Origin of the sequence: Arthrobacter sp. SLBN-100 (assembly GCF_006715305.1) — a bacterium.
In the GTDB taxonomy this organism is placed as follows: domain Bacteria; phylum Actinomycetota; class Actinomycetes; order Actinomycetales; family Micrococcaceae; genus Arthrobacter.
This window is the reverse complement of sequence record NZ_VFMY01000001.1, coordinates 4,019,057-4,041,743: the sequence shown is the minus strand read 5'-3', so window position 1 is coordinate 4,041,743 and position 22,687 is coordinate 4,019,057. Positions and strand designations below refer to the sequence as shown.

Annotated in this window: 17 protein-coding genes and 1 pseudogene; 8 read left to right on the top strand and 10 right to left on the bottom strand. The window is 66.2% G+C overall.

Annotated features, from left to right (window positions below; translation table 11 throughout):
* Positions 1-215 precede the first annotated feature (215 nt).
* On the top strand, positions 216-1,757 hold the full coding sequence (locus FBY31_RS18640) for an alanine/glycine:cation symporter family protein (RefSeq protein ID WP_142044027.1): 1,542 nt from the start codon (positions 216-218) through the stop codon (positions 1,755-1,757).
* 110 nt (positions 1,758-1,867) lie between these two features.
* Here FBY31_RS18640 and FBY31_RS18635 read toward each other — a convergent pair whose 3' ends face one another.
* The 5 genes from FBY31_RS18635 to FBY31_RS18615 all read right to left on the bottom strand — a co-directional run bounded on the left by FBY31_RS18635 (position 1,868) and on the right by FBY31_RS18615 (position 9,477).
* Positions 1,868-2,851 carry an NAD-dependent epimerase/dehydratase family protein gene (locus FBY31_RS18635; RefSeq protein WP_142044025.1) on the bottom strand — a complete coding sequence of 328 codons (984 nt, stop codon included), beginning with the start codon at positions 2,849-2,851 and terminating at the stop codon, positions 1,868-1,870.
* Positions 2,848-5,538, bottom strand: coding sequence for an alpha/beta fold hydrolase (locus tag FBY31_RS18630; RefSeq protein WP_142044023.1), 2,691 nt, complete (start codon positions 5,536-5,538; stop codon positions 2,848-2,850). The genes FBY31_RS18635 and FBY31_RS18630 overlap by 4 nt, the downstream gene beginning before the upstream one ends.
* The gene (locus tag FBY31_RS18625) at positions 5,532-6,554 is read right to left on the bottom strand and encodes a 3-oxoacyl-ACP synthase III (RefSeq protein ID WP_200833401.1); all 1,023 of its coding nucleotides are present in this window, start codon (positions 6,552-6,554) and stop codon (positions 5,532-5,534) included. The genes FBY31_RS18630 and FBY31_RS18625 overlap by 7 nt, the downstream gene beginning before the upstream one ends.
* Positions 6,555-7,118: 564 nt before the next feature.
* Positions 7,119-8,420: an Nramp family divalent metal transporter gene (locus FBY31_RS18620; RefSeq protein WP_200833400.1), complete on the bottom strand. Its 1,302-nt coding sequence runs from the start codon at positions 8,418-8,420 to the stop codon at positions 7,119-7,121.
* A gap of 121 nt (positions 8,421-8,541) precedes the next feature.
* Positions 8,542-9,477, bottom strand: a complete 936-nt coding sequence (locus FBY31_RS18615; protein WP_142044019.1) for a dihydrodipicolinate synthase family protein — start codon at positions 9,475-9,477, stop codon at positions 8,542-8,544.
* A gap of 166 nt (positions 9,478-9,643) precedes the next feature.
* Here FBY31_RS18615 and FBY31_RS18610 point away from each other — a divergent pair, with 166 nt between their 5' ends.
* The 6 genes and pseudogenes from FBY31_RS18610 to FBY31_RS18585 all read left to right on the top strand — a co-directional run bounded on the left by FBY31_RS18610 (position 9,644) and on the right by FBY31_RS18585 (position 16,117).
* Positions 9,644-10,678 carry a LacI family DNA-binding transcriptional regulator gene (locus tag FBY31_RS18610; protein WP_142044017.1) on the top strand — a complete coding sequence of 345 codons (1,035 nt, stop codon included), beginning with the start codon at positions 9,644-9,646 and terminating at the stop codon, positions 10,676-10,678.
* Between the two features lie 127 nt (positions 10,679-10,805).
* On the top strand, positions 10,806-13,559 hold the full coding sequence (locus FBY31_RS18605; RefSeq protein ID WP_142044015.1) for a PEP/pyruvate-binding domain-containing protein: 2,754 nt from the start codon (positions 10,806-10,808) through the stop codon (positions 13,557-13,559).
* 6 nt (positions 13,560-13,565) lie between these two features.
* Entirely contained in the window at positions 13,566-14,102 is a 537-nt protein-coding gene (locus tag FBY31_RS18600) for a DM13 domain-containing protein (protein ID WP_142044013.1), read from the top strand.
* Between the two features lie 474 nt (positions 14,103-14,576).
* Complete coding sequence (locus FBY31_RS18590) at positions 14,577-15,866, top strand: hypothetical protein (protein WP_142044011.1); 1,290 nt, start codon at positions 14,577-14,579, stop codon at positions 15,864-15,866.
* Positions 15,833-15,922: pseudogene (locus tag FBY31_RS23820) on the top strand (hypothetical protein); the annotation flags it as partial. The gene FBY31_RS18590 and the pseudogene FBY31_RS23820, both read left to right, overlap by 34 nt.
* Positions 15,923-16,117: a hypothetical protein gene (locus FBY31_RS18585; protein WP_235013121.1), complete on the top strand. Its 195-nt coding sequence runs from the start codon at positions 15,923-15,925 to the stop codon at positions 16,115-16,117. It abuts the pseudogene before it with no gap.
* A gap of 103 nt (positions 16,118-16,220) precedes the next feature.
* Here the strand turns inward: FBY31_RS18585 and FBY31_RS18580 are convergent, their stop codons facing one another.
* Positions 16,221-16,826 (bottom strand): SOUL family heme-binding protein, encoded by a 606-nt coding sequence (locus FBY31_RS18580; RefSeq protein WP_142044007.1) that lies wholly within the window; start codon positions 16,824-16,826, stop codon positions 16,221-16,223.
* Positions 16,827-17,089: 263 nt separating this feature from the next.
* On the opposite strand from FBY31_RS18580, the gene FBY31_RS18575 reads away from it, so the two are divergent.
* Entirely contained in the window at positions 17,090-18,328 is a 1,239-nt protein-coding gene (locus tag FBY31_RS18575; protein ID WP_142044005.1) for an MFS transporter, read from the top strand.
* A gap of 488 nt (positions 18,329-18,816) precedes the next feature.
* Here the strand turns inward: FBY31_RS18575 and FBY31_RS18570 are convergent, their stop codons facing one another.
* From FBY31_RS18570 to FBY31_RS18555, 4 genes are read right to left on the bottom strand one after another with little or no spacing between them, the layout of a single operon-like run.
* Entirely contained in the window at positions 18,817-19,968 is a 1,152-nt protein-coding gene (locus FBY31_RS18570) for a CaiB/BaiF CoA transferase family protein (protein WP_142044003.1), read from the bottom strand.
* Positions 19,965-20,522, bottom strand: coding sequence for a cupin domain-containing protein (locus FBY31_RS18565; protein WP_142044001.1), 558 nt, complete (start codon positions 20,520-20,522; stop codon positions 19,965-19,967). Before FBY31_RS18565 ends, FBY31_RS18570 begins: the two co-directional genes overlap by 4 nt.
* Positions 20,519-21,610 carry an alcohol dehydrogenase catalytic domain-containing protein gene (locus FBY31_RS18560; protein ID WP_142044000.1) on the bottom strand — a complete coding sequence of 364 codons (1,092 nt, stop codon included), beginning with the start codon at positions 21,608-21,610 and terminating at the stop codon, positions 20,519-20,521. The genes FBY31_RS18565 and FBY31_RS18560 overlap by 4 nt, the downstream gene beginning before the upstream one ends.
* Entirely contained in the window at positions 21,607-22,620 is a 1,014-nt protein-coding gene (locus FBY31_RS18555) for an MBL fold metallo-hydrolase (RefSeq protein WP_142043998.1), read from the bottom strand. The genes FBY31_RS18560 and FBY31_RS18555 overlap by 4 nt, the downstream gene beginning before the upstream one ends.
* Positions 22,621-22,687 lie beyond the last annotated feature (67 nt).

Below are 22,687 nucleotides of genomic sequence, written 5' to 3'. Positions count from 1 at the left end.
TGGGGACCAACCTCCAGTTTGACGCACAGTGCGGCGTTTTCCACAAATTCGGCAGTACGTTTTCCCAGCCACCAATGAGACGGCCAAGTGGACTAACACCAGCGCTTTGTGCGACACTTCACAGGTTTTGGTGTGGTGTGCGCCACTATGTCCACCCGACGGCGCGCATCACCAAACCGCATCACCCACGCTCTTCATGGAGGGAACCCACACTTATGAGCGATGCTTTATCAGCCATCAACAGCGTGATCTGGAGCGACTGGCTCGTCTATCTCTGCCTCGCCACCGGCGTCTACTTCTCCGTCCGTACCCGCTTCCTGCAGGTCCGGCACGTCAAGGGGATGTTCCAGCAGCTGGTCCACGGTGAGAAGTCCGCGTCGGGCGTCTCCTCGTTCCAGGCCCTGGCCATGTCCCTGTCCGGCCGCGTCGGCACCGGCAACGTCGCCGGCGTCGCCACCGCGATCGCCTTTGGAGGGCCGGGCGCCCTGTTCTGGATGTGGGCCGTCGCCTTCCTGGGCGCGTCCACGTCGTTTATCGAGTCGACCCTCGGCCAGATCTACAAGACCCGTGACCCGCTGAGCGGCGAGTACCGCGGCGGCCCGGCCTACTACTTCTCCCGCGCCTTCGCCCACACCAAGGGCGCCGGCTTCTTCAAGGTCTACGGCTACGTCTTCGCAGCCGTGACCGTGCTGGCCTGCGGCGTCCTGATGCCGGGCGTCCAGACCAACTCCATGGCCACCGCGATCAGCGGCGCCTGGACCCTCCCGCCGTGGGCCGTGGCCGTCGGCTCCGTCATCGTCCTGGCGCTCGTCGTCATGGGCGGTGTGAAGCGCATCGCCAGCGTTGCGGCGTTCGTCGTGCCGTTCATGGCCGCCGGCTACATCATCCTCGCCCTGATCGTCGTCGTCATCAACGCCGCCCAGCTGCCGGGGATCCTCGCGCTGGTGTTGCGGAGCGCCTTCGGCATGGACTCGGCCCTCGGTGCCATCATCGGCCTGGCCGTGATGTGGGGCGTCAAGCGCGGCGTCTACTCGAACGAGGCAGGCCAGGGAACGGGCCCGCACGCCGCGGCCGCCGCGGAAGTTTCACACCCGGCCAAGCAGGGCCTGGTCCAGGCCTTCGCGGTCTACATCGACACCCTGTTCGTGTGCTCGGCCACCGGCTTCCTGATCCTCTCCACGGGCGCCTACCGCGTCTTCTCGGGCGGCAGCGAAGACGGCGAGGTCCTCGCCGAGGGCGGCCTGCTGTCCGCGTCCGCCGTGGTCGGGCCCCAGTATGTGCAGACCGGATTCGACTCCGTCTTCCCCGGCGTCGGGGCCGCGTTCATTGCGATCACGCTGGTCTTCTTTTGCCTGACTACTGTCATCGCGTACTACTACATGGCGGAGACCAACCTGCGCTTCCTGGTCGGCAACTCGTCGAGCAAGATGATCCCCGGTGTCCGGACCAGCGTCGGCCGCGCAACCACTATCGCCCTGCAGGTGGCGATCCTGGTCGCCGCTGCGTATGGCTGCGTGAACACGGCCACCGACGCGTGGGTGATGGGCGATATCGGCGTCGGTCTCATGGCGTGGCTGAACATTGTCGGCATCCTCATCCTGCAGAAGCCCGCCTTCAAGGCGCTCAAGGACTTCGAGCGGCAGCAGAAGCTCGGCCTCGACCCGGTCTTCGACCCCAGGCCCCTCGGCATCACCGGGGCCACCTTCTGGGAGTCCTACAAGCCGGCCGAGCGCGAGAAGGAATCCGCCCGCGTCTAGTGCCGCCGGCCACCGTGCGCCGCGCCGTTCACGCGGCGCACGGTGGCACCCGCTCCGGACGTGCGAAGGTGGGCTGCTGTAGCCAAGTAAGCCGACGGCGTAGGACGATTTCAGGGACCGCCCGGCCGGGAACCATAGTGCTCGGCCAGCCTTGCCAGTCCCTCATCAAGCGAGACGGCGGGTGCCCAGTTGAGGAGTTCCCGGGTCTCGCGCTGGTCGAACCAGTGGGCGGTGGAGAGCTGCTCGGCGAGGAACCTGGTCATCGGCGGCTCCTCTTTCCGCCCGGCCAAGCTCCAGAGCTTCTGCGCCACCGCTCCCGCCGCCCGCGCCACCCGGCCCGGCACGGACCACGACGGCGCGGGGACGCCTCCCGCGGCGCAGATGCCTGCCAGCAGCTCACCCACCGGGCGGGGCTCGCCGTTGCTCACAACGAGGGCCCTGCCATGTACGTGTTCCATCCGGTGCAGCGCGGCGACGATGGCCGCGGCGGCATTGTCCACGTAGGTGGTGTCGATGAGGGCAGCGCCGGCGTCGAGCAGCGGCAGGCGGCCCAGGCTGGCACGTGCCAGTACCCGTTCCACCAGCTGGGTGTCCCCCGGGCCCCAGACAATGTGAGGGCGTACCGCTGCGACCCGGAAGTCCGGAACATCCGCGGCCAATGCCAGCAGCTCCGCCTCGGCCTTGGTGCGCGAGTATTCGCCGTGCGCGTGCTCCGGGTCAGCCGGCTCCGCACCCAGTCCGGCGATGGCGGCGCCGGAATTGGCCACGGACGGGGAGGACACGAACACCACGTCCCGTACCCCGGCCGCCCAGGCGGCCTGGAGCAGGCCGCGCGTCCCTTCGACGTTCACCTCATCGAACTCCGCGGCCCGGCCCGTGAAAGAAACTTTCGCGGCCAGGTGGATGATTCCTTCTGCGCCTTCGACTGCCCGCCGGAGCGCTTCACCGTCCGAGAGGGACCCGCAGAAGTCCGTGGCGCCGTCGACTCCTGACGGACGGCGCTGGAAAGTCGCCACATCGTGGCCCTGGCCTACCAGCAGCCGGGCCACTTCTCCCCCGAGCAGGCCGCTGGCGCCGGTGACGAGGACCCTCATGGCTTTCCTGGGCGGCCGCCGGCCAGCACCCGTGAAGCCCAGCGGGACAGCCGGCTCCTGTCGATCTTGGCGTTGTGCCGGATGTCCGTGGGCTGTACGGGGACCATGAGCACGGCGGAGACATGAACCCCTGCCTTCAGGGCCGCCTTGCGGACATCGCCGGCCAGCTGCGGCGCGGCAGGGCCGGCTTTGCGGGCGGGAGGGACTGTCTCGACGACGGCGACCACAGCCTGGGTGCCAGCCGGTCCGACCCCGGCGATCGCCGCCAGCCGGACACTGTCCAAACGTTCGATGGCCTGTTCGGCGCCAACCGGCGTCACCACCGCGCCAGGCGTCGTGACCACGTGGGCCAGGCGCCCCTCCACCCAGAGCCGGCCGGCAGCGTCGAAATGCCCCACATCACCGGTGCGGTGCCAGCCGGGCAGGCTGGTGCTCTCCCACTGGAGCAGCCAGAGCCTGTCGTACGCTTCCTTGACGTGGGGGGCGCTGACCAGGATCTCGCCGGTAACACCCGCCTCCGTCACGGGCTGGGACCCGGGCGCGGTGCCGTCCGCAGCCATAGGAACGACGGCCACGCGGGCGCCGTGCACCGGCCACCCGACACACACGCCGTTGCCTGCTCCCGGCACGGTGCCGGCGGCAGCATCGGCGCCGGCGGCCTGGATTTGTTCGAGGCTGATGTCGGTGACCGGCAGCGCCTCAGTCATCCCGTACGGGGTGTGCAGCGACGCCCGGGGCAGCAGCCGCTGCACTTCCGCCAGCAGCGGTTCCGGCACGGGCGCGCCGGCGGACAGCAGCAGCTCGACGCTTCCCAAGGCTTGGTGCCCCACAGCGCTCAAGCCATCCCTGGTGGCAAGCACGTTCCGCAGCGCCGCCGGCGAGGCGAAGACCACCGTGGCGTCTATCGCCGCCGCCGCGTTGGCGAGCGCGCTGGCCGTCAAGGTACGGGGCGCCGTGACGTCCATGGCCGGCGTCACCGAAACCGCTCCGAGCGCCGGTCCCAGCAAGGCGAACGGGGCGAAGCCTGCCACCAGCCTGGCGCCGGGACGGATCCCGAAGGTTTCGGCCACCGTGTCCCGCATCGCCGCCAGCTGCCGGTGCGTATAGAGCACGCCCTTGGCCGGGCCGGTGGAACCGGATGTGAAGAGTACGGCGGCCGGGGCCTCCGGATCCGCTCTGTCCGGCTGCTGTCCTAGGCTGCGGCCCGCACCGGAACGGGCCAGGGCGGCGAGGGAGGTCTCAACTCCCAGCATTCGACGGCGGGCGGCCGGCAGGTCCCGCACGCTGATCCGCCGTCCCGGCCAGCCCAGCACCGAGGCGGCCGCCAGCGCCTTGTCGATTCCGATCAGGAAATCGGGCGTGGCGCCTTTCACGGCGCGGCTCAAGCCCCTGGTTCCCAGTCCGGCGTCGGCCACGACCACCACGGCGCCCAGCCGCAGGCAGGCATAGAGGGCAACGGTGAGGTCCACGCCGGGCGGAACCATCAGGCTCACCCGGCTGCCGCTTCCCACTCCGGCGTCCCGCAGCCCCGCGGCGAGGTCCAGGATGTTCCGGTCCAACTGCTGCCAGCTGAGCGAGCGGGCGGTTGTGCCGTCCGGCGCCATTTCCGCGACGGCAATATCCCCGCCCTCCGGCCCTGCCGCCTGCTCGCGGAGCAGGTCCCACAGGGGCCGGAATTCCGCCGGCTGTGGTTCGGCCGGATGATTCATCCCCTGGCCACCGGTGGCTTCCGCTTTCGGGGATTCGCCTTGGCTGGCATCCACGTTTCCGGCGAGCCACTGGAAGACCGGTGCGGCAATGTTCCGGTCTTCCGCCACGAGATGGCCGGCGCCTTCGAAGCGGTGCACCTCGGCATGCGGAAGCCGGGCGATGAGGTCCTTGAGGTACCGGTCCGAAAAGATGGGATCCCGGGGGCCCCAGAGCATCAGCGCCGGGACCCGCAGCCCGCGCAGCCCTTCCGCCACGCCGCTGAGCGCCGGGAAGCTGGGGTGGGACGCGTCCACGGGAATGTCCGCCACAAAGTTCCCCACCCCGGCCCGGCGGTCGGCTCCGCGGTAGGGGGCCATGTAGGCCTTGCGGATCTCGGCGGGCAGGGGCGGCTTTGCCAGCGAGTGCGTCACCCGCAGAAAGCCGTCCGACGTCGTGGTTCCCCACCGGTGCACGGCGGGGTGCAGGGCAAGCCGGAGGGCCGGCGGGATTCCCGACCCGGAGGGCTGGTGGACGGCTGTGTTCGTCAGGACCACCCCGGCAAGGTGCTGCGGGTGCGCCAGCGCCCAGCCCAGGCTGATCACGCCGCCCCAGTCGTGGCCCACCGTAACCACCGGCCCGTCCAGGCCGAGTGTATCTGTCAGGTCACCCAGGTCGTTGATCCGGTCCGCCAGGCGGCGCAAGGTGCCGGTCCGCTCCGAGTAGCCCATGTCCAGCTGGTCCACGGCGACGACGCGCCACGGGTGGGCCGGATCCGATCCGGCTGCCAGCAGCGTCCGCCACAGGTAGGACCAGGTGGGGTTGCCGTGCACGCATAGCAGGGTACCGGCGGGAGCCAGGCCGAGGCGGGTGAGCTGGGCACCGTTGTCCAGGAGGTGCCAGCGGCGCACTGTTCCTGGCGCATCGGCGTCGGAGGTGGAAGGCACATCGATTTCGCGCGACCATTCCGGATCGACGCCGGCCCAGTCGCCGATCACCAAACGATTTCCAGCATGGCGGTGTTCAGCCCGGATCCCACGCCCATGCAGAGGACCCGGTCCCCCGTTTCAAGGGATTGTGCTTCGGCCGCGAGGGTCATGGGGAGGGAGGCCGGGCCTACATTGCCCCAGTGCGGGAACGTGATGGGCACCTTGGCTGGGTCAAGGTCGATGGCGTCGATGATGGCCTGCGTGTAGGCATTGCTCACTTGGTGTGTGACGTAACGGTCCATGGCGGCCCAGTCCCACTCCGGCCGGGCTTCGTGCCAGGCGTCGACGACGAGCTGGAGGCCGCCGTCGAGCAGGCCTTTTGTGTCGGTGGCCATGCCGTCAATGCCGCCCACGCACAACTCATGGTGTTCGGTGCCGGCGCGCATCACACCTCCCACGATCCGGTGCGCACCGGGGTGCTGGTCCGCCGGGCCCAGGACGGCGGCGGCAGCTCCGGAACCCAGGGTGAGGGTGGCGAACTCCCGGTTGAAGTCCTCGCGCGTGGTCTCGGGCCGCTGGAGACGGGCCAGCGTGGCCTCCTGCGTGGCCTCGGCATCCTCGGCGTTGACGATCACCGCGTACCTGATCTGGCCGGAGTCGATCATGCTGGCCGCCAACGTCAGGCCGTTCACGAATCCCAGGCAGGCGTTGGCCAGGTCGAAGTTCATGGCCGACGACGGCAGGCCGAGTCCGTGGTGGATCTTCACCGCGACGGACGGTTCAAGGTTCCGCCGTGTCACAGAGGTGTTGATCAGCAGGCCGACGTCTGACGCTTCGATGCCGGCTTCGGCCAGGGCCTTTGCGCCTGCTTCGGCGGCAGCATCATCGAACGACGTCCCGGCCGCCCACCAGCGGCGGTGCGTTACGCCGGCGACGCGCTCGAGCAGCCGGGGCGGGAACTTGAGCCGCTGCAGGGTCGAAGCCAACCTGCGGTCGAAGTCCGTAGAACTCACGATCCTCGGAGCCTCGACACTGCTCACCGAAAGCAGCGCAGTGTTGCTATGCCGGAAAGTTGCGTTTCCTGCCAATTCAAGCCCCTGTTCGTTTCCGTCCTGCATTCATGCGGTGACTGTACCCATAAGCACAAGTTCAAAGCTTAACTATGCTGGTGCGCACCCCGTATCCTGCATATTTCCCTCGCCAAGGTCCGCGCCCGCCTGACCAGCCGGTAGCCAACAGACTGAAACACCAATGGTAAGCATGCTTAGGATGATATAGCCGCTTCGGTGGGCCACCAACCGGAAGCCAATAATGAAGAAAGCCCCTCGGGAGGGGCTTTCGACGGATAGGGCAGCAGTGCTGATAGGCGGAGCGGGAAGCAGCGCTACACACGGGCAGGCTCTCAATGGTGGACACCCGGCCTATGGCCTCAAAGGCGAAGTCCACGCCGCCGTAGTTTCCTGCAGGTAGGAGGGCACATCCATCTGGTCAGCGCCGAGCGTCACGGTGGCACCAAGTTCTGCTGCTTTGGCGAGTTTCTCGTCGTGAATCCGCTACACCATCACCCGCGGCGCCCTGAGTCATGTTGCACAAAAGAGTGCCCCCACCCTTGAGGATGGGGGCACTGCATTGGGCTTGGGGTGGTTGGTCCTTCAGCCGACCAGGGTGGTGATGAGCCGAATGGAGGAGGCGATGATGGCGATGAGGCCGATGGCGGCGAAGAGGTTGTGCCACCACTTGTTGCGGAGCTCCCCCATGACGGCGGTCTTATTGGCCATGATGACGATCAGGACGCCCAGCAGGGGTGCGATGAGGACTGTGAGGGATTGGGCGATGACGATCAGTCCGACCGGTGAGGACTGGAAGGACAGGGTGATGATGAGGCCGAAGGCCAGGATCATTGCGGTGACGATGCGGGCTGCGGGTGATCCAGCTTTGGCCCCCCGACCCATGGCGTCTGAAAGCATGGTGCCGCCGGCGGTGGCGTTGGCGATCATGGACGAGAAGGCGGCGCCGGAGAGGCCGAGGGCGAACACCGTCGCACCAATGGGGCCTGCCAGGGGCGTGAAGATGGAGGCGAGGGCGTTGATGGTTCCGGCTTCGGCCCCGGTTTTGCCGAGGACGGCGGCGGCGACCATGATGACGAGGGCGGTCATGATGCCGGGGGCGACAATGCCGGGGATCGTGTCGACGAGGGTGATGTCGCGGTAGTCGGCGCGGGTGCGGCGGTGTTCCTTGACGCCGTAGGAGGTGTAAAAGGCGGCGTTGATGGAGAAGTTGGTGCCCACGAGTGCCACAATGAGGATTTCGCTGCCGGCGGGCAGTTGCGGGACCAAGCCTTCCATCGACCGGTACCAGTCCGGCTGGGCGACGACGGTGCTGGCAATGAAGGCCACGCCCATGAGGACGACGATAACCAGGAGTGCTTTTTCGACGATTCCGTAGACGTTCTTGAAGGCCAGGACAAAACCGACGGCGGCGGTGCAGACGACGGTCCACAGCACCGGGGAGCCCCCGAAGATCAGTGACAGCCCCAGCCCTGATCCGACGGCGTTGCCCACGGAGAACATGAGTGTGATGCCGAAGACGCCGAACCCGGCAAGGATGCCGACAGGTTTGCCGAGGTGTTCCTTGATCGAGGTGATCAGGGAGGTGGGTGTGGCGATCCCGAGGCGGACGCTCATGTCGGTGAAGAAGATCATGAGGATCGTTGATACTGCGATGACCCAGACCAGGGTGTAGTCGAACCGGCTTCCGGCCTGCACGGCGGTGGTCAGGTTTCCGGGACCGAACTGCCAGGCACCGACCACGAACGCCGGGCCCATGAGGGCAAGGTAGCCCAGGAAGGTGCGGTGCTTTTTCGTGCTGCCTTCGGCCGGGTGTCCTTGATGGGTTGCCATCTGCTCCTCCCTGGTTCCGGGGTGGGTGATGGTCTTATTCTGCTGCTCGCGCATCGGCGAGTCCTCCTTATACAGCGACATTGCTGGGCCGTCTATGACCGGGGTGGAGAGTAAAGAGTTGGGCACGGGTGGCGGGCGGTGGCCCGCCACCCGTGAGGATCCGGGGAAGCAGGGATCAGGCGCTGACGGTGACCTTGCCGATGTTTGCGGCGGCGAAGGCTTCCGCAATTTCGGTATCGGCGCCCTCTGGCAGGGGCAGGAGCGGGGTGCGCACCGTGGCGTGGTCCAGAATGCCGCGGTTCACGAGGCCCCACTTCAAGGCGACGGTGCCCTCCATGTGGGACCCGCGGTGGTAGACGTTCTTGGTCACCGGGAGCAGCCGCTCGTGAATGGCGTGGGCACGCGGGTAGTCCTGCGCCTTGCCGGCTTCGATCAGTTCGACGAGGAGTTCGGGGGCGATGTTGCCGTAGCCGACGAGCAGACCGTCGACATCGAACATCGTCGGCAGGAGGTACTCGTCATGGCAGGACAGCACCTGCAGCTCGGGGTACGCGGCGCGCAGCGCGGGGATCTCGGTGTACCACCGGCGCATGTTCCGGACACCGTTCTTCGTGGCAAAGACGCCCTCCTGGCCAGCGATCTCCAGCTGAGTGTCGAGGTCGTAGGTCGCCTTGGTGTTGTCGGGGTACTGGAACAGGATCAGCGGCAGACCGGACTCTTCATAGATCTCCTTGTAGCGCGACTGCGGCGCGCCATTCTGGTATCCGAAGCGCAGCCACCCGTGCGAGGGGTAGACGAGACCAGCTGACGCGCCGGCCTCGACGGCCTTCTTTGCCTCGAGGGCCGCGGTCTTGTTGCCCTCCTTCGTGATGCCCGCCACGACCGGCACACGGCCGTCGGTCGACGCCACGAACGCGCGAATAACGTCCAGCTGTTCCTCTTCGGTAAGGAACGTGCCTTCGCCGGCGTGCCCCAGGACGACGAGGCTCTTCACGCCCTCAATCGATCCCAGCCACGAACCCAGACGCTGGATCGCAGCGAAGTCGACAGCGCCATCTTCGGTGAACGGGGTGACAGGTGCGGGGCTGAGTCCGCGGAGATCGATGGTCATTGGAGCTACCTCATGTCTTCTTTGATGGTGGGTAGTCCCGCTATGATGAGAACGTTTGCGGGAACGTTTTCAATATTGCAACGTGTCCCACCTCACTGTCAAGGGAACGTTTGCAAAAAGGAGGAATAGAGTGTCTGTTACGCCCCTTTTGAAGAGGAGAACCGCCATGGAACCGGCCGTCCCCGGCACTATCGTCACACTCAAGGACGTTGCCGCCGCCAGCGGAGTGAGCATCTCTACCGCCAGCCGTGCCCTGGATGAACGCACGACGTCGCGTTCCGCCGCCGCAGCCCACGTCAGGAAAGTGGCCGAGGAACTCGGCTACCGCCGGAACTCCTTCGCCTCAAGCCTGCGCCGGGGCGAGACGCGGACCCTTGGCGTGCTCGTGCCGCGGCTCAGTGACACCGTCATGGCGCTGATGTTCGAAGAACTTGAACGTGCCGCAGCGGACCGCGGCTACTTCGCGATGGTTGCCACCAGCGGCGATGACCCGGAGGACGAACGCCGCGCAGCGGAGACCCTGCTGGACCGCAACGTGGACGGGCTGATCCTGGCCACGGCCCGGCTCGACGACGAACTTCCGAACATGCTGCGCCAGCGCAATGTGGCGCACGCCCTGGTGCTGCGCACCGATGGGGTCAGCCCGTCCGCACTTGGTGATGACGAGGTGGGCGGCTATCTTGCCGTGCGCCACCTCATTGATCTTGGCCACCGGGACATCGCCGTGGTGACCGGCCCGTCCTTCACCTCCACCGGGACCACCCGCCTTGCCGGCGCCCTCAGGGCCATGGAGGAAGCGGACATCAAGCCCCCGGAAGAATGGCTCATCGTCGCCGGCTACGGCATCGAGAACGGGTTCTCCGCGGGGGAAACCTTGCTGGCGCAGGACGAACGGCGCCCCACCGCCGTGTTCGCAGCCAACGACAACCTGGCCATGGGCATCATCGCCGCAGCACACCGATTCCACGTCAGTGTGGGCGAAGAGTTGGCACTGGTCGGCTATAACGACATACCACTATCCTCCCGGCTCTCAACCCCGCTGTCGTCCGTCCACGTCCCGCTGGACCAGATCGCCGGCAACGCGATCGACCTCATCGTGAACCCTGGCAGGGAACCAAAAATCCGGAGATCCATGCCCACCCTCATACCCCGCGAATCGAGTGGTTCACCGAGGCACGCGGCATCACGCGTGCTCAAGTAATCCAGACGCAACCAGATCTGGGAAGAACTGCGGACCTAAACCTGTGGCCGGCTGATCCAGGCAGTGCCACTATGTTGGAACCAGTTCACTCCAGGCGCCCCTTCCCGGGCAGCGAGGACGCGCGGTCATGACCTTTGTCGAAGAATTACGCAATGTGGGACCGAGCGACGTTTCCGCGGCCGGGGGCAAGGCCGTCGGGCTGGGCGGGCTCATCCGGGCGGGGCTGCCGGTCCCGCCGGGGTTTGTGCTGACCACCGGCGCGTATGCGGATTTCGTTACTGAAAACCATCTCGGAGCGGCGATCCAGGACCTGGCCACGCTGCCACCACAGGCGGCGCCGCAGGACTACGAGGACGCCTCCCATCGGATCCGCGCGCTGTTCCACGGCGGCACCTTGCCCGACGGGATCGCCGCCGAACTGCAGGCCGCCTACGGGCGCCTCGGCAGCAGTGATGCAGCAGTCGCAGTGCGATCCTCCGCCACGGCCGAGGACCTCGCCTCCGCCAGTTTCGCCGGGCAACAGGAAACCTACCTGAACGTCCGAGGGGCGGAAGCATTATCCTCCGCCGTGATCGACTGCTGGGCCTCCCTGTGGACGGCGCGCGCCATGGCCTACCGGGCGCGCGAAGGGGTGGGACCGGATGAGGTGCGGCTCGCCGTCGTCATCCAGCTGATGGTGGAAGCAGACGCGGCCGGGGTGATGTTCACCGCCAACCCCTCCAACGGCCGGCGGGACCAGACGGTGATCAGCGCCGCATGGGGTCTGGGCGAGTCCGTGGTCAGCGGGACGGTGACCACCGATGACGTGATCGTCGACGCCGGGACCGGCTCCGTGGTGTCGCGGCAGACAGCGGACAAGGACGTCATGACGGTCTACGCGGAGAACGGGACGCGGGAGCAGCCGGTGGCGGCAGCGCGCCGTCGTGCGCCCGTGCTTGATGACCGGGCGGCGGCCGAGCTCGCCGGCTACGGACAGCGGATCGCGGTTCATTTCGGTACGCCTCAGGACATCGAGTGGGCGCGCGCCGGCGGCCAGTTCTTCATCCTGCAGTCCCGGCCCATCACGGCGCTGCCTGAACCGGCCGCCGACATCCCGGACAGCTGGCCCCTGCCGTACCCGAAGGGATTCTACTTCCGGGCGAGCATTGTGGAACAGCTGCCGAACCCGCTCTCACCTCTGTTTGCCGACCTGATCGATGGCTCCGTGGCGCGCTCGCTGACAGCCTTAATGGCCGAGGCCGTGGGCAAGAACGTCATCCGCGACGGCGACATCGGGCTGCCCACCATCAACGGCTACGCCTACTACTATTACCGCAGCTCCGGGATGTGGCGGATAATGGGCAGGTCACTGACGGCGGTGCGTTCGCTGGTTCGCGGCAAGGCACACATGGGCGTGGCGGGCTGGCGCGAGTTTTCGCATCCCCGCTACGAACGGGTGATCAAGGACTGGCAGGCCAAGCCCCCGGCGGAGCTCACCGGGGAAGAACTGCTTGCTGGGGTGCGCGCCCTGCTGGATGCCGGCACGGTGTACTACACGGCCGTGCAGTCGATCATTCCGCTCGCCGCCACCAGCGAACTTTCGTTCCGGGCGTTCTACGACAAGCTGGTCCGGCGCGACGGTGATCCCCCCGCGCAAACGTTCCTCCTCGGTTACGACAGCGAACCCATCCGGGCGGAGAAGTCACTGTACGATCTGGCCGGCTGGGCCCGCAGCGATCCCGGGCTGACAGCCGCTTTGCTGAAGGAGCCGACGGCGGAGCTTGCCGAGTGCCAGCGCACCGGTTCCCCACCGGCGGGTGTGGACGACGTCCTGTGGCAGGAATGGCGCTTTACCTTCCAGGAGCACCTGGACCTCTTTGGCCACGCGGTCTACAACCTGGACTTCGCCACTCCGGTGGCGGCCGACGATCCGTCCGCCCTGCTGGAGACGGTGAAGTTCTACCTGCGCGGGCAGGGCACCGACCCTCACGAGCGGCAGCGGCTGCTGACCGAACGCCGGGAGGACCTCACCGCCCAGATGGCCGCCCCGCTGGGGCCTCGCCGCCGGGCCGTATTCCTCCGCCTGCTCCGGTGGGCCCAGGAGACCGCACCGATCCGGGAGGATGCGCTGGCTGACGTCGGCCTTGCCTGGCCGCTGCTGCGGCGGATGCTGCTCGAACTCGGGCAGCGGCTGGTGCACTCCGGGATCATCGCGGAGCCCGGCGATGTGTTCTGGCTGCGCATCCAGGAGCTCCGCACCGCCGTCGAGTTCGGCCTCGCCCCGCCGGGAGCCGGTGCCGCCGCCATTACCGGGACTGAGCGGCCCGTCCGCGCGGCCGCCGTCGAGGAGCGCAAGATGCTGTGGCGGGGCCAGGCGAAGGCCGCCGCCCCGCAGATGCTACCCGAGAGCCGGTGGATGGAGCCGGCCTTCGGGTCCATGATGCCGGCCGGTTTGCAGCGCCAGAGTGGCGACGTTATTAAGGGCGTCGGTGCCAGTTCAGGGCGGGTCAGCGCTCCCGCCCGCGTTCTGGCAGGGCCGCAGGACTTCGGCCACATGGAGCCCGGAGACGTCCTGGTGGCCCGCATCACCACTCCCGCCTGGACATCGTTGTTCGCGATGGCCTCCGCCGTGGTGACCGACGTGGGCGGCCCGCTGAGCCACAGCTCCATCGTGGCCCGCGAGTACGGGATCCCCGCCGTCCTCGGCACCGGCGTGGCCACCCAGCGGCTCGCCAGCGGCCAGCAGATCCTTGTGGACGGCGACGCCGGGACAGTCACCATCGAACGGCCCGCCACTGGGGACGATGCTTCCGCGGACCTGGCCGCCGCCGGGAACACCTCGGGCGGCTACTTAGCGAATGGCACTCCAGGCCCGGAACGGCGCCATGGGTCCGGGCGTTGAAGTGGTATGAGAAAGCGCGTTGTCATCCCGGCTGCGCTGCTCATTGCTGCCATCGTGGTTGCTGTGGGCCTATACCTGTTCCAGCCCTGGCGGATCTTCACCAGCTCAACGCTGATCGAGGATCTTCCGGCCGCCCCCACGCCGGCCCTTCAGTCCCAGGGGCCGCCGGCAGCGCCCTCCGCCGTCGCCGCTCCGCGTGAACTGGCAACAGGCCAACTCATCAGTCATGAACACGCCAGCTCGGGAACGGTGAAGATCCTCGAGCTCCCCGACGGGAGCCGGATTCTCCGGCTCGAAGGCCTTGATACATCCGACGGTCCCGACCTTCGGGTATGGCTGAGCGACGCACCAGTGGTCGAGGGAGCGGCAGGCTGGTATGTCTTCGATGACGGCGCATATCTCGACCTGGGCGCGCTTAAGGCCAACAAGGGCGATCAGAATTATGAAATCCCGGCCGCGGCGGCGCTGGCCGACTACACCTCTGTCAGCATCTGGTGCGCCCGGTTCTCCGTGTCCTTCGCCGCCGCCGAGCTGAACACATAATCCGCAATCGGAAATCTGTTGGGCGCCGGCCACTCCCCCACCCAGGGATGAACTGGAACAAAATTGATTTGGTTCCCGGAGTTTTTCCGGCCCCAGGCGTCTGGGAGAATCCACGCGCGTCGAGTCCGTTCTTCGTCCGGAATTCCGCGAGCGGGCGCCGTAGGCGTTGTTAACGGTAAGGCCTGAGAAATTCCCCGGTACTGCAGTCGGTGAAAGCGATCCTGATGCGGATTCTGGACGGGTAATGCCACCACCGTCCAGGCATGGGGATTGTTGGCCGTTGAATTATTTAGGTATAGGGGTTATCGCCCATTCCTCGAAATTAGGTACAGAGGATCGTTGTGCCTTCTTCCGCTCCAGGCCTACCTTTACGTATCTGGAATTGCCATGCTAGAACATTGGCCGCTCGGACTCTGGGGTCGAGGTCCTCCATCGGTCGATGCCCTCCACCGACACAACTCCGAGGACACCATTATGCGTCTGCTACGCCTTTTCATTGCTCTGCTACTCGCGTCGTCCATCACTGTCGCGCTCCCCCTCCCCGCCCAAGCAGCCGATGTCGGAGTGCCGGGGCCGTCATTCGCGGGCGACGGCGTTAAAACCCCGACTGCGGACAAAGCGCAGAGCAAGCTCTGGTACCAGGATGGGAGCTGGTGGGGGTTGCTGTGGAGCGCGTCCGCAAACGCGACGACGATCCACCGGCTCGACGGCGCAACGCAGGCGTGGCAGGAGACGGAAACGGTTGTTGACGCACGTCCGAATGCGCGCGGTGACGCGCTCTGGGACGCAAACAACGGCAAGCTCTACGTCGTGTCGGGCACGACCGTGCTCTCCGAGTGGAACTCGCCACCATCCAATGAGGCGGTGAACTCCGGTTCCGCAAAGCTTCACCGCTTCAGCTACAACGCGTCGACGAAGACCTACTCACGAGACACCGGATTCCCCGTCACCCTTCACCGTGGGAGCACGGAATCGATTACGGTGGCCAAAGACTCCCTCGGTAAGCTATGGGTCACCTACACCCGCGTCTCGTCCGACAACAGCACCCGTGTCTACGTCAACCACTCGAGGACGAGCGACACGGAGTGGGGAACTCCGTTCGTCCTACCGACAACCAACGCCCAGGTGCACCACGACGATATCTCCGCAGTCACGTCGTTCCAGGGCGACAAGATCGGAATCATGTGGAGCAATCAGCGGCCGGGGCATAAGAGGTTTTACTTTGCCGTCCACCAGGACGGTCAGCCGGACAAGTCGTGGCAGACAGAGGTCGCCTTCGGAGGGGGAAACAACTGCACCGGGGGCTGCGCGAACGACCATCTGAACCTCAGGCAATTGACAAGCGACGGCAGCGGCCGCCTCTACGCAGCGATCAAGACAGCCAATCGACAAGTCGGTCAAACGTTGGTGGCGCTCCTGGTGCGCGATGGTAAGGGCCAATGGACCACCGCACAGTTCGGCGCTGTCGAGGACGTCCACACCCGGCCCATGGTCATGATCGACGAGGAGCACCGCCAGGTCTGGATGTTTGCGATCGCGCCGGAGGAGGGCGGCACCCTCTATTACAAGAAGGCGCCGCTTGACAACGTTTCCTTCGCGCCCGGCGCCGGCACGCCCATCATCAGCAGCAGTACCGACACGGACATCAACGACCCCACAACAACGAAGCAAAACGTCAACGGTCAGACAGGTCTGGTGGTGTTGGCCTCCGCGAGAAACAACGCTCGGTACTGGCACGCCTACATAGATCTTTCGGCACCCTGAACCCGAACGCGGATCTGGCTGCCTCCACGGCCTACACCGCATCCATTGGCACCGAAGTGAAGGACGCCAACAGGAATGCGCTGGCCACGGCCAAGACGTGGAGCTTCACCGCCGCCGCCGCTGCCGCCGTTGCCGGCGGCGGCGGCGGCGGTCGTGGTGGCGGCGGTGGTGGAACGAGCGAGACGATCACCGTGGAGGCACCCTGGCCGCCAGCCGGCGTCGTAATTTCCCGACGACGGCTGGTGGCATAGTGGCGGCCGGACCTACCCGGGGAGGCGGGCATCGGCGGCTGCGTATGGCGTAGGCCTTCCTCCTGGGGAGCACAACACCTCATGCAAAGTGAGCAATCAGGGCTCAGGCGCCGGATGTCCCGGGAGCAGCGTTGGGATCCTTCACGTCCTGCACCACCTCGTTGCGGCGGAGGAACCAGGGCTTGAACGGTGGATCAAAGCCGGCGAAACGCGGGGCGCCCACGGCTTCCAGCCCCGCCAGGGCCAAGGCAGCCTGCAGGCCGGTGTTGCGCCGTTCAAAGGCTGCTGCAGTTCCCCTGCCCAGGAATCGGAGCGCCGCGGTAAGCGAGCCCTGGACCTGCCTGATCTGTACCCGGGGATCTGTCGGGACAGGAGCGGTCTCCGCCGTCAGGCCGGCCGGGAGCACGAAGGCCACCACGACGTCTGCGGGCTCATCGCTTCCCCACAACGGACCGCTTTGCAGCACTGGCGCGGTCATCGCCAGCTTCTGCGATGGCCCGGTGGCCCGGATGACAGGGGCGGTCATGGCCAGCTTTTGACGGGCCACGTTGCTGCCGCTGATGTAGTTGAACAGATACCGGAACGCCGCACTTCCGGCGCGATCGAACGATGCATTGACGTGCACTTCGGCAACGACGTGCGCGGGGTAGCGGCGGAGCTCGAAGTGCGGGTAGCGGTGGACCAGCTCGTAGGGTTGTTGTTCGGTCATGGTCCCTCAGACCCTACGCCCCTCCGGCGGCAGTGGACAGGCCTGCCAGGCCGGACGCACCCAGGGCGGCGGGCCGCCGTCGTACTGCCCCGGTCTGTGATCCCGGGGGCGCCGCGGCAGCGGAAACACAGCCAGCTCAGGCTGCTTTTCCGCGACACGCCACTGCGCTGAAGCCCTTCGTTCATCAGGTAAATTTAATGGAGGAATTGTGAGGCAGCAGCGCCCGGTTCCACTCCCCTCCCCCTTGAATGGAATTCCCCTTAATGTCCTCCGCGATTTCCGCGCCGGCGGTCCAGCGTTTCCCGCTGGCCGCCATGATGGTCCTGGCCACCATCGCCTTCACCGCCATCACCACCGAACTGCTCCCGTCCGGCCTGCTCCCGCAGATCAGCACCGGCCTGAACGTGTCCGAGCCGGTGGCGGGCTACCTCGCCGCCGCGTATGCCGCCGTCATCGTGGTCACGGTGGTGCCCGCGGCCCGGCTGCTGGGCAACATACCCAAGCGGCCCCTGCTTGTGGCGCTGGTCCTGACGTTCGCGCTCAGCAACGCCTTGGTGGGCCTGGCCCCCGACTTCACGTTCGCGATGGTGGCACGGCTGGTGGGCGGCCTGGCCCATGGACTGCTCTGGACCACGATGGCACCGTATGTTGCCCGCGTGGTCCCGGCTGACAAGGTGGGCAAGGCCCTGGCCATCGTCTTCAGCGGCAACAGCCTTGGCCTGGCCATCGGCGCGCCCGTCGGCACCGCGCTTGGAACGGTCCTCGGCTGGCGTGCGGCGTTCCTTGCCCTCGCCGGATTCGGCGTGCTCCTGGCTGTCCTGGGGTTTTTGTTCCTCCCGTCCGTGCGGCGCGGCGCGGGCGAGGTCCGCCCCTCCATGCGCGCGGCCATCGCCCAGCCCGGCGTGAAGCCGGTCGCCATCGCCTGGCCGCTGCTGGTGCTGGCCCACTTCGCGCTTTTCACGTACATCGCCCCGTACATCCGCGAGGCCGGCCTGCCCGATTACGCCATCAGCCTCTCCCTCACCGTGCTGGGCGTCTCCGGACTGCTCGGCATCTGGATCGCCGGGCTCACCGTCGATTCCCACCCGCGGCGTTCGCTTTTGATCACGACGGCGGCAATCGCCGTTTCGATGCTGGCGTTGCCGTTCGTGGGCGGCAGCCTTTTCTTCGCGCTTGCTCTGATGACGGTGTGGGGTGCCGGCCTGGGTGCCATTGGCATCTACAACCAGTCGGCCATCCTCCGGGCGGGTGGCGAGAACAAGGACGCTGCCAACGGGCTCACGGTCCTCACCATCCAGCTGGGCATAACCATCGGCGCCCTCTATGGCTCCGCAGCCCTGGTGGTGGCCGGGCCTTTACTGGTTCCGGCGGCTGCGGCCCTGCCGGTGATCGCCGCCCTGGTTATTACGTACGCCGGCCGGAAGGCGGCGTACCCGCCGGGCCCGCGCGAGTCCAGGTGGAAGCGGCCCCGGCCGGTCGGCGAGCGCGAAAGCACCCACTAATCCGGTGAAACGGTTCCTCACCCGGTAGCGATACTGCAACGGCTGTGCCAGCACGATCTCACGTCGACAAAAGTCCTTAACTCCACCGTTTCGAACATCCTGGGTAGTCCGGACACCAGTATTCGGGTACTCATTACTCGTGTGCCACGACGGCTTTGCTCCCTATTGTTATGCACATAGCCGGCGGCGAGAATATGCGTTAGAGACCGCGTGTATTCACCCCCCAGCCGCCGCCGGCTACCTCATTCACAAACATCCCTGGCTTCGGCCATGGCCTCGCCTCATCGAGGCTGGTCGGTATTTGTTACCGGCAGGCGGATCAACGGCGGCCCGGCACCCGGCTACCGCGGCAGCCGCCGCCCTGATCGCCTTGGCGAACCCCTCCGTCGCCGCCCCTTACGAGAGGCCAGCACACCGTCGTCGAACGCTGCGGAGGGGTAAGCCAGACGGGGTCCAGCTCCACAGGAATGAACTAGCGAACGTAGCCGCTAGGCGGACACACGCTCCTCTTCGAGCCAGCCGAGGACCGCTTCGGTGTCCGCGCCGACAGCGGGAACGGGTTCCAGCCTGGGTGTCCAACCCGCTGATTCGACGACGGGGAGAAAGGCGTTCACGGTTCCCGCCTCCGTTTCCACGGTTCCGATGCGGTTCCGCGCCAAAAGCTGGGGATGCTGATCCAGGTCCGCCACTTCGTTCATCCTGCCTTGGGCTATTCCCGCTTCGTCCAAAGCCTCTGCCACCTCCTGGACAGGCCGCGTCCCAAGCTGTTCATCAATGAGCCGGTCAAGGTCGACGCGGTTGGCGATCCGGTTGCTTACACTGTCGAAGCGCGGATCCGTTGCGAGCTCGGGGTTAGCCAGCACCGAGGTGCAGAAGCGAGCCCACTCCCGTTCGTTCTGGACCGCGATCAGGAGGGACCCGTCCAGACAGGACACTGGACCGTAAGGGGCGATAGATGCGTGGTGTGCCCCTGCACGGACCGGACGGCTTCCCCCGTATCGCGCATAGTAGTACGGGAAACCCATCCACTCCGCGAGGGAGTCCAGGAGGGATACCGACAGCTGGCGGCCCTTTCCTGTGACTTCCCGTTCGTAAAGAGCGCTGAGGATCCCGCTGTAGGTGTACATGCCCGCGGCGATGTCAGCGATGGATATGCCCGCTTTGGCGGGTTCATCCTCGGTACCCGTGACAGAGAGGAAACCGGCTTCGGCCTGGATCAGCAGGTCGTACGCCTTCTTGTCGCCAAGCGGGCCGCCCCTGCCGTATCCGCTGAGGCTGCATGTGATCAGTTGCGGGAACTCCTCACACAGCTCTTCGGGAAGAAATCCCAGCCGTTCAAGCGCTCCGGGTGCGAGGTTCTGGACGAAGACATCGGCTTTGGAGATCAGGCGGCGCAGCGTCTCCTGGCCGCTTCCTGTCTTGAGGTCCAGGACGATGGACTTCTTGTTCCGGTTCAGCCAGACAAAGTGGCTGGACAAGCCATCGACGGTCTCGTCATAGTCCCTGGCAAAATCCCCTCTTCCCGGCCGTTCGACTTTGATGACGGTGGCGCCGAGGTCGGCCAGTTGGCGCGTGGCGAAAGGCACCGCCACGGCCTGTTCGAGGGCAACGACTGTGATTCCTGTCAGTGGCAGCGTCATCGGACCGGGCTTTCGTCGTGGTGGTACCTTCCTTCGGCGTCTGTGGTGGCGCCAGGGACGGGGATGCCCCAGAACTTCGAGCGCAGGTCCTGGTGGACGGCCGGGGTATTCACCGCAAAGATCTCGAAGTCTTCCTCGTTTTCGGCCGGGTTGAACACTTCATGCCGGACTCCGGTCCTCTGGTGGAAGGTGTCCAGGGGGCCGGCGTCGTAAAGCTCCCCATCAATCCGGACCTTGCCGTGGCCGGAGATGACGAGGTAGATCTCATCCCCGTAGCCGTGCACGTGTTCTGGGAAGCCATGGCCGGGCTTGATCCGGATCAGGCAGTAATCCATCTGCCGGTTGGGCAGGGCAAGGAAATTGATGGGCAGGTCCGTGGGGCAGCCGGGGAATTCTGCGGTGATGACAGGTTCGCGCAGGTTGCCTTTGGGGGAGAATCCCGCGTCGTTGCGGGCCTTTTCGAGGGTGGCGTCGAACTCCCGCGCTTTTTCGGCCAGGGGCCCGGTCAGCCGGGAGAATCCGTTGCCGGTGAAGAAATCTATGGCGTCGCTCATGACATGGTCCTTTCGGGTTCTTCGGCGAGTAGGAAGGCGCCTTCTGTTAACGCGCCAGCGGCGGGTTCCACGAGGGTCCGTCCGGGTATGCGGCCAGATGCCCCGAACGTGGCGAGGGCTTGGTCGACGTCGTCGAGGCCGATGACCTGCCCGATCATGGTGTCGACGTCGATGAGGCCGCGGCTCATGAAGCCAAGCACGTCTTCAATCTCGTTCTTGTCGAAGGCGTAGGAGCCCATGACCGTTTTTTCCTCACGGACCATGGTGCTTCCGTCCGCCGTGTTCCAGGAGTTGGGGCTGTGGCCGACCACCACCACCCGGCCTCCGCGGTCGACTGCATGGGTGGCCGCCTGGACGGTCTCAGGACGGCCGACGAAGTCGAAAGCGTGGATAGGGCTTCCGGCCGCGGCCCAGGCCGGATGGTTCTCGTCCCCCATTGCGCTGGCGGGAATGCTGTGGGTCGCTCCCAGGCTCATTGCCAGTTCAAGTGCTTTCGCATCTGCGTCCACGGCGATGATGGGGTAGGCGCCGCGGATTTTCAGCAGTTGCACGGCGCTCAGACCCAGGCCACCCACCCCGACCACAATGCAGCCCTCTCCCGCCTGCACCTGGGCGCGTTTGGAGATTGCGTGGAGGGACGTGGCGAAGGCGTCAGTAGCGAGGGCTGCATGGCGGAAGGGAACTGCGCCCGGAATGTGGATGAGGTTCCGGGCAGGCACCACCATGTACTCCGCGAACCCGCCGTCGCGTACGACGCCGAGCCCCTCCCTGCTGAGGCACAGGGAGGTCCGGCCTGAGACGCAGTACCGGCACTGTCCACACGTGATCAGGAAGTTCACCGCGACGCGGGCACCGACCTCCACCCCGGCGGCGCTTGGCCCCGTTTCGCAAACAGTTCCGGCTACCTCGTGGCCGAGGATCCGCGGATAGTCCGGCAGCGGCGTCCGGCCGTTGATGATGTGGGCATCGGAACCGCACAGGCCGGCGGCCTCGACGCGTAGCAGTACGTCCTCACTGGTTGGCCGGGGGACGGGGACCTCATCCACTTGGACGCCACTGCCGACCCGGTGCAGGCGAACAGCTTTCATTTCCGGGTTGCTCCTTCGCGCGCTTCAGCATCGAGGTCCACGGCGAGGGTGGGCCCTGCCTGGAGGGAAACTGCGGAACCCGTGACGTTCAGGAGGAAACGGTCCGGGATAGCCCGGGCGATATCCATGATCGCCTCCATGCCGGTGCAGTGGCTGGGTGCAATCACCTCGACATCAAGGTCCTTCAGCGCCTGAATGGTCTTTTCCGTCTTGGCTTTCGGTGAACCGGGGAAGCCCAGGTGGAACCCGCCGAAGGCGCCAATCACCCGCTCGATGCCGGTGATCCGCTTCGCATAATTGATCGTGTTGATGATGCCTGCGTGGCTGCACCCGGCGAGGACGATGATGCCGTCACCCAACTGGATGACGAGGGCCTGGTCATCTGGAACGATGTCCGCCTCCACCTTGCCCTCCCGGACGTGCAGTAGCGCATTGGGGGCGGAAAGGTCCGTGGGAGGAACTTCGAAGTCGGTCTCCCGGGGAATCGGGCCGGTTGCGATGAGCCCGGGCCCAATTTCCAGCGGCTGGGTGTGCTCCACCAGCATTCCGCCGCGGGAAGCCACGGATTGCTTGGTCAGCCCGTAGTTGAAGTACGGGGCCACCTGGCCAGAGGCGAGCCGAAGGTAGCGGGGGGCGAACGCGTCAGGGTGGACGGAGATCGGCAACGGCGCTTCCCGCGCATCGAGCAGTCCTTCCAGTCCCCCGTAGTGGTCCGGGTGCCCATGGCTGAGGACCACGTGGTCCAGCTCGTTGGCTGCGAGGTGAAGCGTCGAGAGGTTGTGGAGCAGGACGTTTGCGGACATGCCGGTATCGAACAGTGCCCGGTAGGTGTACCTGCCCCAGCTGACCTCCACGTGCAGCGCAATGCCATTCTCACCCAGCACGCACTGTGTCTTGGGATCGAAGTGGTGGGCCAGTCCCGTGCGGGTGACGTTGGGAAGGTCCGCAAGCAGCATGTCGACGTGGTTATCGGTCACCATCGTCAGCTTTACCCGGTCAACTCCAGGCATATTCAACTCCTAGTCATGTATGTGAACTCGTAGCGGCACGTGGCGCTGGTCCCCCAGTCATCCCTTT